Annotated in this window: 8 protein-coding genes and 2 tRNA genes; all 10 read left to right on the top strand. The window is 62.2% G+C overall.

Annotation, left to right across the window (positions count from 1 at the left end; all coding sequences use genetic code 11):
• Positions 1 to 2 precede the first annotated feature (2 nt).
• The 10 genes from dnaG (at position 3) to K8W16_RS12335 (ending at position 14,386) form a co-directional block, all read left to right on the top strand.
• Complete coding sequence (gene dnaG / locus K8W16_RS12290; protein ID WP_304124319.1) at positions 3 to 1,715, top strand: DNA primase; 1,713 nt, start codon at positions 3 to 5, stop codon at positions 1,713 to 1,715.
• A complete protein-coding gene (gene rpoD, locus K8W16_RS12295) occupies positions 1,705 to 3,510 on the top strand; it encodes an RNA polymerase sigma factor RpoD (protein WP_304124321.1) in 1,806 nt (601 codons plus the stop codon). Before dnaG ends, rpoD begins: the two co-directional genes overlap by 11 nt.
• A 225-nt stretch (positions 3,511 to 3,735) precedes the next feature.
• A complete protein-coding gene (gene mnmG / locus K8W16_RS12300; RefSeq protein ID WP_304124325.1) occupies positions 3,736 to 5,625 on the top strand; it encodes a tRNA uridine-5-carboxymethylaminomethyl(34) synthesis enzyme MnmG in 1,890 nt (629 codons plus the stop codon).
• A gap of 111 nt (positions 5,626 to 5,736) precedes the next feature.
• Positions 5,737 to 5,812: transfer RNA gene (locus tag K8W16_RS12305), tRNA-Val, on the top strand.
• A 10-nt stretch (positions 5,813 to 5,822) separates the two neighbouring features.
• Positions 5,823 to 5,899, top strand: a tRNA-Asp gene (locus tag K8W16_RS12310).
• 790 nt (positions 5,900 to 6,689) lie between these two features.
• Positions 6,690 to 8,225, top strand: a complete 1,536-nt coding sequence (gene pta / locus K8W16_RS12315) for a phosphate acetyltransferase (protein WP_304124328.1) — start codon at positions 6,690 to 6,692, stop codon at positions 8,223 to 8,225.
• Positions 8,225 to 9,445: an acetate/propionate family kinase gene (locus tag K8W16_RS12320; RefSeq protein ID WP_304124331.1), complete on the top strand. Its 1,221-nt coding sequence runs from the start codon at positions 8,225 to 8,227 to the stop codon at positions 9,443 to 9,445. Before pta ends, K8W16_RS12320 begins: the two co-directional genes overlap by 1 nt.
• 483 nt (positions 9,446 to 9,928) lie before the next feature.
• Positions 9,929 to 10,720, top strand: coding sequence for a 4-hydroxy-tetrahydrodipicolinate reductase (gene dapB, locus K8W16_RS12325; protein ID WP_304124334.1), 792 nt, complete (start codon positions 9,929 to 9,931; stop codon positions 10,718 to 10,720).
• Between the two features lie 36 nt (positions 10,721 to 10,756).
• On the top strand, positions 10,757 to 12,376 hold the full coding sequence (gene nadE, locus K8W16_RS12330; RefSeq protein WP_304124337.1) for an NAD(+) synthase: 1,620 nt from the start codon (positions 10,757 to 10,759) through the stop codon (positions 12,374 to 12,376).
• 300 nt (positions 12,377 to 12,676) lie between these two features.
• Positions 12,677 to 14,386: a long-chain fatty acid--CoA ligase gene (locus K8W16_RS12335; protein WP_304124340.1), complete on the top strand. Its 1,710-nt coding sequence runs from the start codon at positions 12,677 to 12,679 to the stop codon at positions 14,384 to 14,386.
• Positions 14,387 to 15,041 lie beyond the last annotated feature (655 nt).

Raw genomic sequence — 15,041 nt, forward strand, 5'->3', positions numbered from 1 at the left:
ACATGAAAAACAATGATGTGATACAGGCGATAAAGTCGCGCGTGAGCCTTGCCGACATGGCGAGGCGCTATGTGGAGCTGCGTTCCGTGGGCTCCCGCCTTGTCGCGCCCTGCCCGTTCCATCAGGAAACCAAGCCCTCCTTTTCCATCAACGAGGAACAGGGCACGTTCTACTGCTTCGGCTGCCAGGCTTCCGGCGATATCTTCGACTTCTACGGCCGCCTGAACGGGCTGGACTTCAAGGAGACTCTCGTCGCCCTTGCCGAAGAGGCGGGCGTGAGGCTGGAAAACTACCGCCCCGACCCCGGCGCAAGGCAGGAGCGTTCCCGGAAGAGCGACATGCTGAAGATGCACGAGCTCGCCGCCGCGCATTTTCACAGCAACCTTGCCGCCTCCGCCGCTTCCTCCTGCCGCGACTATGTGGCCGAGAGGGGCATCTCCCCAGAACTTCAGGAAAAGTTCGGCCTGGGCTGGAGCACGGACTCCTGGCAGGACCTTGCAGACACCCTGCGCCGCGCGGGCTTCTCCCCGGATGCGGCCGTGGAGTGCGGCCTTCTGTCGAAAAGCCAGGGCGGCAGGGTGTTCGACCGTTTCCGCAGCCGCCTCATGTTTCCCATACGCAACCTTTCCGGCCGGGCCATAGCCTTCGGCGGGCGCATACTTCCTTCCCTTGCGAAGGAGGACGACGCGAAATACATCAACAGCAGCGATTCGCCCATCTACCGGAAAGGGGAGCATCTCTTCGGCCTTTTCCAGGCCAGGCCCTCCATCGCGGTGAAGAAAAACATCATCCTCACCGAAGGGTACATGGACGTCATTACCCTGCATCAGTACGGCTACACGCAGGCCGTGGGCGTGCTCGGCACAGCGCTCACGCCGGAGCAGATCAAGAGGCTCTCGGGGTTCAGCCAGCACCTCGAACTCATGTTCGACGGCGACAACGCGGGCCGTAAGGCCGCCTTCCGCTCCTGCGAGATGCTGCTCTCGCGCGGGCTCTCCTGCAAGGTCGTGCTTTTCCCCGGCGACAACGATATAGACAGCATGCTGCACACCTACGGGGCGGACGCCGTGGAGGATCTGCGCGCCCATGCGCAGGAGGGGATTTCCTTCTGCATTTCCGTGCTTCGGGGCATGGCCCCGCGCGAGGCCGTGGAATGGGCGAGACGCTTCCTTTCCCAGGTGGACATGCCCGAGCTTTTCCACCGTTTCGCCGGGGAGCTGGCCGCAGGGCTCGGCCTTTCGGAAGCGGAGCTGCGCGGAGGCGTTCTGGAAAAGAAGAAGGCCGCCGCATTTTCGGTGAAAAGGCCTGCGACCCCGCACGCCATCTCCCGCGACAGGGAGATCATGACTTTCGCGGTGCGCTACCCGCATCGCCTGCCCGACCTTCAGGCCGCCGGAGCCGACCTTGCGCTGGAGGCCCCCTGGGCGCTCAAGCTCTGGGAAAAACTGGCCCGCCACGGTTCCGAACAGGCCTTCGACGAGCTGGACCCGAAGGAAAAAAATTTCTGGATACGATGCCGGGGCGACGAGGCCCCGCCGCTCGACAATGAGGAAGGCGAGCTTATCGCCATTCAGCGTATGCTGAACAATCTGCAGAAGACATCGCATATGGCTTCCGTCGTGGCGGCCCTTCGACAGGGCACGGCCAGCCGGGAAGCACAACGGGAATACATGCGCGCGCTTCTTGAGGCGCGAGGGAGGCGTAGTGACCAATAATCTCAAAGAAATACAGCAGGTCAAGGCTCTTATCGCCAAGGGCAAGTCTGCCGGCTACCTCACCTTCGAGGAAGTCAGCAAATCCGTCCCGGCGGAAATGAGCACGCCCGAAAATTTCGAAGAAATCATAGCGATGTTCGATCAGATGGACATCGCCATTGTGGATACGGAAAAGGAAGGCAAGTCCATCGTCGTCAACCATGCCGACGCAGAAAACGACCCTGTGGATATCGTGTTCGATGAAACGGACGACGGTTCCCTGGAGTTTCCCCTTGACCTCACTTCCGACGATTCCGGCGATTTCGCGGCCCGCAACACCGACCCCGTGCGCATGTATCTGCGCGAGATGGGCGCGGTGCCCCTGCTCGACCGCGACGGCGAGGTCGTCATCGCCAAGAAGATAGAAACCGGCGAACAGGACGTACTCTACGCCCTGGTGGAAGTGCCTGTGGCCGTGGAAGAACTCATCAACGTGGGAGAAGACCTCAAGCAGAACCGCATCAAGCTCAAGGACGTGGTCAAGACCATTGAGGAAGACGACCCCACCGAAGACGAGATGAACCAGCGCCAAAGAGTCATACTGCTCCTTGACGAGATCAAGGCTATCTACAAGAAGAAGCACAAGATCTATCAGAAACTCGACGCCTGCTGCACCCTGGAGCGCCGCGTCGCCGCCACACAGAAGGAAATCCTCCAGTACAAGGAGGAAGTGGTGGACCGCCTGCGCGAGATCAAACTGGAAAAGACGCTCATCGACCGCATCGTGGAAACCGTGGAGGACTATGTGCGGCAGATGAAGAACTACCAGCGCGAGCTCGACGCCTATGTGGCCACCACGGGCAAGACGCAGGAAGAGCTTCAGGCCCTGTTCGAGGCCCTGGACAACCGCACCCGCTCCATGCAGGAAGTGGCCGCGGAACTCGACATGAGCGTGGACAAGATGTTCTCCTACAAGGAACTCATCGTGGGCAAGATAGAAAGCCTTGAGCGCCTGCGCGAAAAGTGCTGCCACGACGTGGAAGACCTTGAGGAAGTGCTCTGGCGCATCCGCCGGGGCATGGTGGCTTCCATGCGCGCCAAGCAGGAGCTCATCCGCTCCAACCTGCGCCTTGTGGTCTCCATCGCCAAGAAGTACACGAACCGCGGCCTGCAGTTCCTCGACCTCATCCAGGAAGGCAACATCGGCCTCATGAAGGCTGTGGACAAATTCGAGTACCAGCGCGGCTACAAGTTCTCCACCTACGCCACCTGGTGGATCAGGCAGGCCATTACCCGCGCCATTGCCGATCAGGCCCGCACCATACGCATCCCCGTGCACATGATAGAGACCATCAACAAGCTCATCCGCACCTCGCGCTATCTGGTGCAGGAGCTCGGCCGCGACCCCACCCCGGAGGAAATCGCAGACCGCATGGACTATCCTGTGGACAAGGTGAAGAAGGTGCTCAAGATCGCCAAGGAACCCATTTCCCTCGAAACTCCCATCGGCGACGAGGAAGATTCCAGCCTCGGCGATTTCATCGAGGACAAGAAGGCCGTGGCCCCTGCCGAAGAAGTGGTGAACACCAAGCTTTCCGAACAGATTGCCTCCGTGCTCGCCGACCTCACCCCCAGAGAGGAGCAGGTACTGCGCAAGCGTTTCGGTATCGGTGAGAAGTCCGACCACACGCTTGAGGAAGTGGGCAAACTCTTCAACGTCACCCGCGAACGCATACGCCAGATAGAAGCCAAGGCCCTGCGCAAGCTCCGCCACCCGGTGAGAAGCCAGACCCTGCGCTCCTTCTACGAAAACTGAGCATTGCGGAACATCCCGCGTTCCATGAGGCCGCCGCCCCCGGAATTTCCGGTCGCGCGGCCTCATGGCGTCCCGCCCCCGGCAAGCAGAGACTTGCCGGCACGCGGCGGGCCGCCTCGTGCCGGATCGAAAAAAGCCTGCCGCGCCGCCTCTTCCGGGGCCCCTCCCAAGGCGACGGGGCGGGAAAACTTTCCCGCCATGTTCTAAACCTAAGCCCGTAAGCCAATGACACATTATTCCTGCATCGTCGTCGGGGCCGGACACGCCGGCTGTGAAGCCGCCATGGCCCTTGCCCGCCTGGGCCATGAGGTGCTGGTCGTCACCAGCAATGTGGACCGCATAGGACACCTTTCCTGCAATCCCGCCATAGGCGGGCTGGCCAAGGGGCATCTGGTGCGCGAAATCGACGCCCTCGGCGGCTGCATGGGCAAATGGGCCGACGAAGCGGGCATACAGTTCCGCATCCTGAACGCCAGCAAGGGCCCGGCCGTGCGCGCCCGCCGCGCGCAGATGGACAGGGAAACCTACATCGCCGCGGCAAAGCGCGACATGTTCGCCCAGCCGGGGCTCACCCTCTGGCAGGACATGGTAACGGAGATTATTGCGGAAAACGGCAGGGCCTGCGGCGTGCGCACGCAGCTCGGCAAGGAATTTGCCGCCGACCACATCCTCCTCACCACGGGCACGTTCCTGCAGGGGCTCGTACACATAGGGCTCGTGCACTACAGCGCGGGGAGATTCGGCGATTCGGCGGCCATGCAGCTTTCCGACTCGCTGCGCGCCCTCGGCCTCACCCTCGGCCGCCTGAAGACCGGCACCACCCCGCGCATCCTTGCAAGCACTATCGACTTCGACGCGCTGGAAGCCCAGTACGGCGATACCCCGCCCCAAGGCTTCAGCTTCAGCGGCCCCGGCCCCGTGCTGCCCCAGGTGCCCTGCTTCATCAGCTGGACCAACGAACGCACCCACGATATCATCCGTTCGGGCCTCGACCGCTCCCCCCTCTTCACCGGCGTCATTACCGGCGTGGGCGCGCGCTACTGCCCCTCCGTGGAGGACAAGGTGGCGCGCTTCCCCGAACGCGACCGCCACCATGTGTTCATCGAGCCGGAAGGCCTCGGCAGGCAGGAATACTATGCCAACGGCATTTCCACCAGCCTGCCGCTGGATATCCAGGAAAAAATGGTGAACTCCATACGCGGGCTGGAACACGCGAAAATCGTGCGCCCGGGCTACGCCATTGAATACGACTATGTGAACCCCGTGCAGCTTCGCCCCACCTTTGAGACCCGCAGGGTGGAAGGCCTGTGGCTGGCCGGGCAGATCAACGGCACCTCCGGCTACGAGGAGGCTGCCGCCCAGGGGCTCTGGGCCGCGCTCAACATCGACGCGAAGATCAAAGGAAGGGAGCCCTTCCTGCCCGCCCGCAGCGAAGCCTACATGGCCGTGCTGGCCGACGAACTGGTCACCAAGGGCACGAACGAGCCCTTCCGCATGTTCACCTCCCGAGCGGAATACCGCCTGCTCCTGCGCGAGGACAATGCGGACTCCCGCCTCACCCCGCGCGGCCGCGATATCGGCCTCGTGGGCGACCATCAGTGGGAACTGTTCCGCGAAAGGCAGAAGGCCCTGCACGGCCTCATGGGCAAGCTCTCTTCCGTGCGTCTCACCCCCGACGCCGCTACCCAGGCCGCCTTTGCCGGCCTGAACGAACCCTGCCCCAGCCAGGCCGTCACCCTGGCCGACCTCGGCCGCCGCCCGCAGCTGCCCCTGCGCCGCCTCTCCGTCTTCCTGCCGGAACTGGCCGACGCGCCGGAAGGCATCGTGCAGGAGGCGGAAACCATACTCCGCTACTCCGGCTACCTGGAACTTCAGGATGAGCTCGTGCGCCGCGCCTCAAGGCAGGAGGCCGTGCGCCTGCCTGCCGACATGGACTATACCGGCATCGCCGGGCTGTCCCGCGAAATACAGGAAAAGCTCAACGCCATACGCCCCCTCACCCTGGGCCAGGCCGGGCGCATTTCCGGCGTCACCCCGGCGGCCCTGGCCTGTGTGGAAATAGAGCTGAAAAAGCGCGGCCTGTACCAGGAAACGCCGGGAGTCCAGAAAAAATAATAACATCATTATATTACACGGAATTTCCGCAAAAAGCGAAAAAAAATCGCGCAAAGGCCGTTTTTTTGGTTGACAGAAGGGGGCATTTTCCATAAACACATACCTGCGCATGGGCAGTTAGCTCAGTTGGTAGAGCATCGCCTTCACACGGCGGGGGTCACAGGTTCAAGTCCTGTACTGCCCACCATGCGAAAAGTGGAGCGGTAGTTCAGTTGGTTAGAACGCCGGCCTGTCACGCCGGAGGTCGTGGGTTCAAGTCCCATCCGCTTCGCCATTCAAGGCCCCGCAAGTTCAGCTTGTGGGGCTTTTTTCATGCCCTCGCCGGTAAAGAAAGCCCGCCCTTCGTGCCACAGTGCGGAAAGCCCCGACATACCCGGGAGGCCCGGAGCTCCGATATACCCCAGGATTCCCCGGTGCATAGCCTGGAGAAAAGCAGCCCCACTTCCGGTCGGGCTTTCCTGAAGATTCAAGTCGTGAAGGCCGAAAAGGCCCCGGCAGAAAAACGTCAGAAAAAGGACGACGCTCCCCACGCCTCGTCCGCCCCAGGAAAGTTTCCCGTCCGCCCGGCAAGGTCTGAAGGAGGACACAGCCTAGAACCTTCCTCCCCACGCCTTCCCGCATCTTCCCCGGGAAAAAACCGGGCGGGAAAAAGCTGCTCTCCTCAGCCGCCCTTTTTACCTCTTCCCTGCGTCGGCCGACCGAACCTGGTTCGGAACTTCCCCAGCCGGCCTGCAACCCCCGGAAATCCCCGCCCTGCTCCCGGACTTTGCCCCGTTTTTTTTCCCTTTCCACCGCGCAAAGAGGCCCCGCATCCCGGCAGGAGGCGGAAAACAAGAAAAAAGTCTTGCGCCGTACCCTAAGTTGAGCGCTCAATCAATTTTTCTCCGCATGCCTTTTTTCCTTTCATCACACAGGGTTGGGGCAGGTAAAGGCCATGCCGTGCGGGCCCGGGGCGGGGTACGGCTCTTGACTCCATTCCCCAGCATATTACACTTATCAGACGTTCTCTTCCTTTAAAGGTTTTCTTTCCCGGCTGAAGATTCTCTATTTTAAGGAGTTGCCCCATGGCACGCACGCTTTTCGTCACCGCCCTCGCGGCGAAGTCCGGCAAGGCAGAAGCCGTCGCCGGGCTGCTGGAGCTCATCAAAGGTTCCGCCAAGTCCCCGGTTCTGTTCCGCCCCGTTCCCTGCCTCAGCACCGCGCTTGAACACATCAACAGCGGCAAGGGCAACGCCCTCATCGACGACATTCTCGCCTCCTGGAAGAATGCCTGCGCCGAATCCGACTTCGTGCTCTGCGAAGGTACGGACTTTGCCGGAAACAGCCCCGCTCTCGAAAACTCCCTGAACGCCTGCGTGGCCGCCAACCTGGGCGCGCCCGTGGTGCTGGCCCTTTCCGGCGAAGGCGCTTCCGCGGCGGAAATCACGGCCACCATCCTCACCTTCCAGTGCGGCATGAAGGACAAGTGCGTGGAACTTCTCGGCGTGTTCCTCTCCGGCATGAGCGAGGAAGACGAAAAGGCCGTGGCCTCCTCCTTCCCCTTCCCCGTGAGCGGCAAGGCCGAAGCCTTTGCCTCCGTCCTCGACAAGTGCGAAGGCCATATCACTCCCCGCCTCTTTGAATTCGGCCTCATCGAAAAGGCCCAGAAGCATCCCATGCGCATCGTGCTGCCCGAAGGCGAGGAAGACAGGCTCATCAAGGCCGCCGCAATCCTCATCGAACGCAAGGTGGCCTCCATCATCCTTCTGGGCAACCCGGAAAAGATCCATGCCCGCGCCGCGGAACTTTCCGTGAGCGTGGAAGGGGCCGAAATCATCGACCCGGTGAACTCCCCCGATTTCGAGGACTTCGCGGCGACCTACGCCCAGCTCCGCGCCAAGAAGGGCGTGACTATCGAGCAGGCCCGCGAGAAAATGGCCGACAACACCTACTACGGCACCATGATGATCTACAAGGAAAAGGCCGACGGCATGGTTTCCGGCGCGGTGAACACCACCGCCCACACCGTGCGCCCCGCCCTTGAATTCATCAAGACCAAGCCCACGGCCTCCATTGTGTCCAGCGCCTTCTTTGTCTGCCTGAAGGATCGCGTGAACACCTACGGCGACTGCGCCATAAACCTCGATCCCGACCCTGAACAGCTCGCCACCATCGCCGTGACTACGGCGGAAACTGCGGCCGCATTCGGCCTCGAACCCCGCGTGGCCATGCTCTCCTACTCCACCGGCAATTCCGGCAAGGGCCCCACCGTGGACAAGGTGAAGGAAGCCACCCGCCTTGCGAAGGAAAAGGCCCCCGACATGCTCATCACCGGCCCCATCCAGTATGATGCCGCCGTGGACGCCGCCACCGCCAAGACCAAGCTGCCCGGCGACCCGGTGGCCGGACGTGCGAGCGTGTTCATCGTGCCCGATATCAACACCGGCAACAACCTCTACAAGGCCGTGCAGCGCTCCGCCGGCGCCGTGGCCATAGGCCCCGTGCTTCAGGGCCTGCGCAAGCCCGTCAACGACCTTTCGCGCGGCTGCTCCGTGCCCGATATCGTCAACACCGTCGCAATCACCGCAATCCAGGCTCAGGCCGAAAAGGGGCTCAACTAATGGTCAAGAAAATCCTCGTCATCAACGGCGGCAGCTCTTCCTTCAAGTACCAGGTTCTCGAAAAGGAAACCGAACGCCGCCTCTGCCAGGGCCTCGTGGAACGCATCGGCTCCGCCGACAGCATGCTCACCCACAAGCGCTTCCATGAAAACGGCGAGACGGAAAAGTTTGAATATCCCGGCAACTACGACACGCATGCCGCCGGTATGGCCAAGGTGGCCGAAGTGCTCATGAACCACGATCTCGGCGGCGTCATCGACGACCCTGAAGAAATCGTGGTCATCGGGCACCGCGTGCTCATGGGCGGCCCCGACTATCAGGAAGCCCTGGTCACCGATGAAGTGAAGCAGGTCATCCGCGACTACATCCCCCTCGGCCCGCTGCACAACCCTGCCAACCTCACCGGCATCGAGGCCATGGAAGAGCTGTTCCCCGGCGTGCCCAACGTCGCCGTGTTCGACACCGGCTTCCATGCCACCATGCCCGACTACGCCTACACCTACGCCCTGCCCAAGGAACTCGCCGCCAAGTACCGCATCCGCCGCTACGGCTTCCACGGCACCTCGCACCGCTATGTTTCCAAGGCCGGCGCAGCCCTGCTCGGCAAGAAGCCTTCGGAAGTGAACGTCATCGTCTGCCACCTCGGCAACGGCAGCTCCGTCTCCGCCGTGCGCGCGGGCAAGTGCGTGGACACCAGCATGGGCCTCACCCCTCTGCAGGGCCTTGTCATGGGCACCCGCTGCGGCGACATAGATCCGGCCATAGTGCCCTTCCTCATGAAGAACGAAGGTTTCACCCCCGATGAAATCGACACTCTCATGAACAAGAAGTCCGGCTTCCTCGGCATGTGCGGCAGAAGCGACAGCCGCGACATTGAAGCCGGCGTGAAGGCAGGCGATGCCGACTGCATCCTCACCTTCAACACCCAGTGCTACTCCGTGAAGAAGTACATCGGCGCCTACATGGCCGCCCTCGGCCATGTGGACCTTATCGCCTTCGCGGGCGGCATCGGCGAGAACGCCGCCCCCGTGCGCGCCAAAATCCTGGAAAACCTCGAAGAATTCGGCATTGAGATCGATCCCGAACTCAACAATGTGCGCCGCGGCGACCCCCACTTCATCAGCCGGGAAGGCTCCCGCGTGAAGGTGGCCGTCATCCCCACCGATGAAGAGCTGGAAATCTCCCGCATCGCCGTGAACATCGTGGAAGGCAACAAGTAGCAGCACGCCCCACAAGGCCGTACGCCCCGCCGTTTCCCCTGAGGAAACGGCGGGGCTTTTTTTCGCCCTGCCTGCAAAATACTCCCCCTTCTCCCCACCTTCCGGCGCGGCCGGAAATATTCCTCTCCCTCAAACAAAGAAGGCCCCGCGCAAGGTATGCGGGAGCGCTCCGGGGCCTCCGCGCCGCAAAAGATCCCTTTTTTCTTGCGGCCTTCATGGCGCAAACGCAGCTTCCTTCTTTTCCCTCCGGGAAAATCATCGGTTTTAATGTGAATTAACCCGCATACGTTGCGCTCCCTTGCATATTTTTCTATGCTTCTTTGCAGAATATCATCACACTTCTTTTCTGGATCGCGCCGCAGCCGTCCGGGCGACCCCCGGCCGGGCGGAACAGCGGGGGGCGCAAGGCCTCCCGGGCGCAGGACGCAAGGCTCCGAAAGGCTTTGCCTCATTTTTTGTCCCTTCAAGACCTGGAGAAATGATATGGCACTTTCCATCATTGTCATGGGGGCGGCCGGCCGCATGGGTTCCACCATCGCACGTCTTGTCGCCGAGGCGGAAGACCTCACCCTCGCCGCCGTGCTTGAACGGCCCGAAGCGGAAGACAGGCTTCAAAGCTTCAAGGCTTCCGGTGCGCTGGTTTCCAGCGATATCTCCACGGTACTGCCAGCATGTCCGGGCGCTGTCATCATCGACTTCACTTCTCCCGAAGCCAGCCTCGCCACGGCCCGCGCAGGCGCAGAGCACGGCAACCCCGTCGTCATCGGCACCACGGGCTTTTCCGACGAACAGCTCGCAGAGCTGGACGCACTGGCTGAAAAGCACCTTATCTTCCGCTCCGCCAACATGAGCGTGGGCGTCAACGTCATCATGGATATTCTCCCCCGCCTCACCGCCCTTCTCGGCGACGCTTATGACGTGGAAATGATGGAAATCCATCACAACAAGAAGAAGGACGCGCCGAGCGGCACGGCCCTGCTTCTGGCCGACCCGCTGCTCAAGGCCAAGGGCCTGACCCGGGACAATATCAACACCAACCGCTTCGACGTGCGCGAACCGCGCAGGCATGCGGAAATAGGCATACAGTCCCTGCGCGGCGGCGACGTGGTGGGCGTGCACACCGTGTACTACATGGGCCCCGGCGAACGCATCGAAATCACCCATCAGGCCCATTCCCGGGAGAATTTCGCCAACGGCGCCCTGCGCGCCGCGCGCTGGATTTCTTCCATGCAGCCCGGCCGAGTGTACACCATGCAGGATGTCCTGCACAGCTGATCTGCACCCGATACGAGCCGCTACCGAGGTTGCCTCATGCATATTATTCTTCTTCAGCACAATCCCATTCCCGGAGACGTTCGCGGCAACGCGCGCAAACTCGCCGACATGGCCCTGAAGGCGTCGGAACTTTCCCCTGCGCCCGAAGGGGGGCGGACGCTCTGCATCCCCCCCGCCTATGCCCTTGCCGGGGTGCCGTGGGATTCTTTAAAACATATCGGAGGGTTCTACCGCCGCTGCCGCGACGCCGCCCATGAGCTGGCCGCCATGCTGGAGCATGGGCCGGACATGCTCATCTCCCTCACCGGCGCGGAAATCCCCCTCTATGTCCTGCTCTCCCAGGGGCAGCTCATCGCCCTTTCCCGTCAGGGAAACGGCATCATCCGCATTCCTGACGGGCCTTCGTTCTATCTTCCCGAATCGGAACCGGCCTGGGCCCATCAGGAAGCCCTCGGCCTTCTGAAGAGCTCCCGCGCCGCGGCTTCCGTGGACGCCGTGCTCTTCACCTCTTCCGAGCTCTTCCTGCCCGAAAACCTGGAAAAGAACGAAATGCACTGCTCCGCCCTGGCCAGCCTGTGGAAGCTGCCCGTCCTTTCCGTGCATCAGTGCGGAGCCTCGGACAGCCTCATCTATTCCGGCCGCAGCTTCGTGCTCGACGCCGCGGGCGAAGTGGCGGCCCGTGCGTCTTCCTTCGAGGAAGCCGCGCTTGCCGTAGAGCTTGGGACCAAGACCGTTTCCGCCTCTGCCCTGCCCCTCCTGGGCGGAGCGGCCCCGGAAACGGTGCAGCCCTCGCCCGAAGGGCCGGAAGCCCTGTTCCGCGCCTGCGTGGTCGGCGTGCGCGACTATGTGCAGAAATGCGGCCTTTCCGGCGTCGTCATCGGCCTTTCCGGCGGCATGGATTCCGCTCTGGTGGCCTGCATCGCGGTGGAGGCCCTCGGGCCGGAAAAAGTGCTCGGCGTGCTCATGCCTTCGCGCTGGAGCTCAGGCCACAGCGAGAGCGACGCCGAAACCCTGGCGAAGAACCTCGGCATACAGGCCGTGACTGCCCGCATCACCCCGGTGATGGACGCTTTTGAAAGCGTGCTCTCTCCGCTCTTTTCGAGCCTTCCCGCCGTGGAAAACGACCTCACGGCCGACAATATCCAGCCCCGTATACGGGGCGCGCTGCTCATGGCCTTTGCCAACCGCATGGGCCGCGCCGTGCTCGGCACGGGCAACAAGTCGGAAAACGCCGTGGGCTACTGCACCCTGTACGGCGACACCGTGGGGGCGCTCGAACCCATAGGCGATATCTACAAAACCGACGTGTACAAGGTGGCCCGTTTCTACAACGACATGCGCGGCGCAGAGATCATCCCGGAAAACGTGTTCACCAAGGCCCCCTCGGCCGAGCTGCACGCTGATCAGGTGGATGAGGACAATCTCCCGCCCTACGAAGTGCTCGACGCCATACTGCGCGAACTTCTGGAAAACGCGGGTAATCCCGAAACCCTGGTGGTTCCCGGCGTGTCCGACGAGGTGGTGCACGGCGTAGTGCGCAAGGTGGCCATGGCGGAATTCAAGCGCCATCAGAGCCCGCCCGCACTCAAGCTCTCCTCCTGCACCCTGGGAGTAGACTGGCACATGCCCGCCGTAGCCCGGGGCCTCACCGCGTAGCTTCCCGGATCGGCATACGGCCCACATTCTTAAAAACACACCTTCCTCGGCCGGGCGCGAGCCTTCCCCCGGTGGGAAAAGCATCCTCAAGAGGGTTCCCTTTGCAGGGAACCCTTTTTTCATGCCTTCTTCCCGCCACTTTGTGCGTGACAGAACAGGCCTCTGCCGCTAGAATGTCCCCTGTCTGGACAACCTTGTTTCCGCGCGCCGCCCGGAGGCTGCGCGCGTTGCGGCATTGCGCCCCGCCGGACGGAGGAGAACGCATGCCTCCCTTTATTTATAAAAAAACGGACATGTTTCATGGCTGATTCCACCCCCGCCTGGATGCCTCACCTTCCTGAGGGCACCGACGCCCACATCGAAATCACTCCCCGTTCCCTCCAGTCCTATCTGGACGAAGCCGCCGCTCATTTCGGCGACCGCAAGGCCGTCATATTCCAAAACCTCACCCTTACCTACAAGGAGCTGAAGGACAAGGCGGAAACCTTTGCCGCCGCCCTGCGCGGGCACGGCATCAACAGCGGAGACCGTGTAGCCATCATGCTGCCCAACCTCCCCCAGACCATCATCGCCTTCTGGGGAGCGCTCAAGGCAGGCGCAACGGTAGTCATGACCAATCCCCTGTACATGGAAAAGGAGCTGACCCATCACTTCAGCGACTCCAAGCCGAAATTTCTCATCACCCTCGACCTGTTCTGGTCGAAAATAGAACCCCTGCGCCCGCGCCTCGGCGTGCAGACCTGCGTAGTCACCCGCATCGCGGACGCCCTGGCCTTCCCCCTGAACCTGCTCCAGCCCCTCCAGGCACGGCGTCAAGGCAACCTGCCCGAAGTACATTTCGACGGGCGCGCCGTGATCTCCTGGAAAGCCATGTTCAAGACCGGCCGCCGCTACAGCGAGGAGCCGGAAAATCCCTCCGAAGCCCTGGCTCTGCTCCAGTATACCGGCGGCACCACGGGCTTCGCCAAGGGCGCCATGCTCACCCACGGCAACCTTTCCGCCCAGCTTCAGCAGCTTCTGGCCCTTCTTCAGTGCGATGCCTCCACCTCCTCGCACAGTTTCCTCAGCATCATGCCCTTCTTCCACGTCTTCGGGCTCATGGGCAATATCGTGCTTCCCGCCGTGCTCGCCGCCTCCACCATGCCGGTGCCGCGCTACGCCCCCCACGACGTGCTGGAACTCATCAAAAAGCATCGTCCCACCTTCTTCGTGGGCGCGCCCTCGGTGTATATCTCCCTCATGCAGCAGAAAGATATCGCCCAGTACGACCTTACCTGCATACAGCTCTGCATTTCCGGCTCCTCCCCCTTCCCCCAGGCCAGCCTGAAGCAGTTCCAGGATATCACCCATGCCAACATCACCGAAGGCCTGGGCCTCACCGAGGCCTCGCCCGTCGTCATAGCCAACCCAGTGTATGGACTTCAGAAAATAGGCTCCATCGGCCTGCCCATCCCCGAAACGGAAGTTCGCATCGTGGATCTCGAAACCGGCGAAAAAGAGCTCGGCGACAACGAATGCGGCGAGCTTGTGGTGCGCGGCCCGCAAGTCATGAAGGGTTACTGGAATCAGCCTGAGGAAACGGCGGCCACCCTCGCGGGCGGCTGGCTGCACACCGGCGACATAGCCTACCGCGACAGCGACGGCTACTACTTCATCGTGGACAGAAAAAAGGACATGGCCATTGTGGGCGGCTACAACGTCTTCCCCCGCGAAATCGATGAAGTACTGCACGAATATCCCAAGATCAAGGAAGCCGTGTCCCTCTGCGTGCCGCACAAGTCCCGCGGCGAAACCCTCAAGGCCTACATCGTGCCCAAGGAAGGGGAAAAGATCACCGTGTCGGAACTGGCCGCCTTCTGCCGCTCCAAGCTCGCTTCCTACAAGGTGCCGCGCATGTTCGAATTCCGCGAGGAACTGCCCAAGTCCCTGGTGGGCAAGGTGCTGCGCCGCGCCCTGCGCGAGGAAGAGGAAAAAAAGCAGCGCGCGGAAGAGGAAGCCAAAAAGGATTAATCGGGGCGTAATCCCCTGTCCCTGAAAAGGCTCCGGCAGGGCTTTCCGTCCGCCGGAGCCTTTCCGCGCCGTCGGGTAAAACACGCCGCTTGCAGGGCCGCCCGGGCACGGCGCTTTCCCCGTCGCCGACACGGCGTGAGGCTCCGGGCGCCGGGGCCCCACGGAAAACCCCGGGAACCGGTTGCATACTTGAGGTATGCCCCTGCGGCAGGCTTTTCCCTGCTTTCCGCAGCTCACGCGGGAAGAGAAAAGGATGCCCTCGCGGGGGCACGCCTTCCCCGCCTGAAGGCGGAAACTTCCCGCAACTGCGGCCCGCCCTTTCCTGGCATGCCCGGCTTTTTACCCGGAGCGCTTTCCGCCCCGGGCCGGAAAGTTCCCGCCGCCACGAAAAGCCCCGCACCCCTGCCGCGCGCCTCTACCTGCGGGGCAGGCTTCAATACCGCAAAGACCTGAAGCCTGTGCCGGCCGGGCACAGCCTGCGCCCCGGCGCAGCGCGGACGCGCACGCTTCCGCTTCCTCTCCGGGCGGCCCCGGAAAGAAGAAAAAATCGCGCCCGCCCCTGTTTTTCCTGTTGACAGCACAGGCCGAATCACCTATAAATCCTTTCACGCCACGCGGGAGTAACTCAGTGGTAGAGTGCAACCTTGCCAAGGTT

The organism is Mailhella massiliensis (genome assembly GCF_020741395.1).
Taxonomy (GTDB): Bacteria; Desulfobacterota; Desulfovibrionia; order Desulfovibrionales; family Desulfovibrionaceae; genus Mailhella; species Mailhella massiliensis_A.

Coding starts and splice junctions, on each gene's coding strand:
- dnaG (WP_304124319.1), top strand. CDS start 3: ATGAAAAACAATGATGTGATACAGGCGATAAAGTCGCGCGTGAGCCTT.
- mnmG (WP_304124325.1), top strand. CDS start 3,736: ATGACACATTATTCCTGCATCGTCGTCGGGGCCGGACACGCCGGCTGT.
- pta (WP_304124328.1), top strand. CDS start 6,690: ATGGCACGCACGCTTTTCGTCACCGCCCTCGCGGCGAAGTCCGGCAAG.
- K8W16_RS12320 (WP_304124331.1), top strand. CDS start 8,225: ATGGTCAAGAAAATCCTCGTCATCAACGGCGGCAGCTCTTCCTTCAAG.
- dapB (WP_304124334.1), top strand. CDS start 9,929: ATGGCACTTTCCATCATTGTCATGGGGGCGGCCGGCCGCATGGGTTCC.
- nadE (WP_304124337.1), top strand. CDS start 10,757: ATGCATATTATTCTTCTTCAGCACAATCCCATTCCCGGAGACGTTCGC.
- K8W16_RS12335 (WP_304124340.1), top strand. CDS start 12,677: ATGGCTGATTCCACCCCCGCCTGGATGCCTCACCTTCCTGAGGGCACC.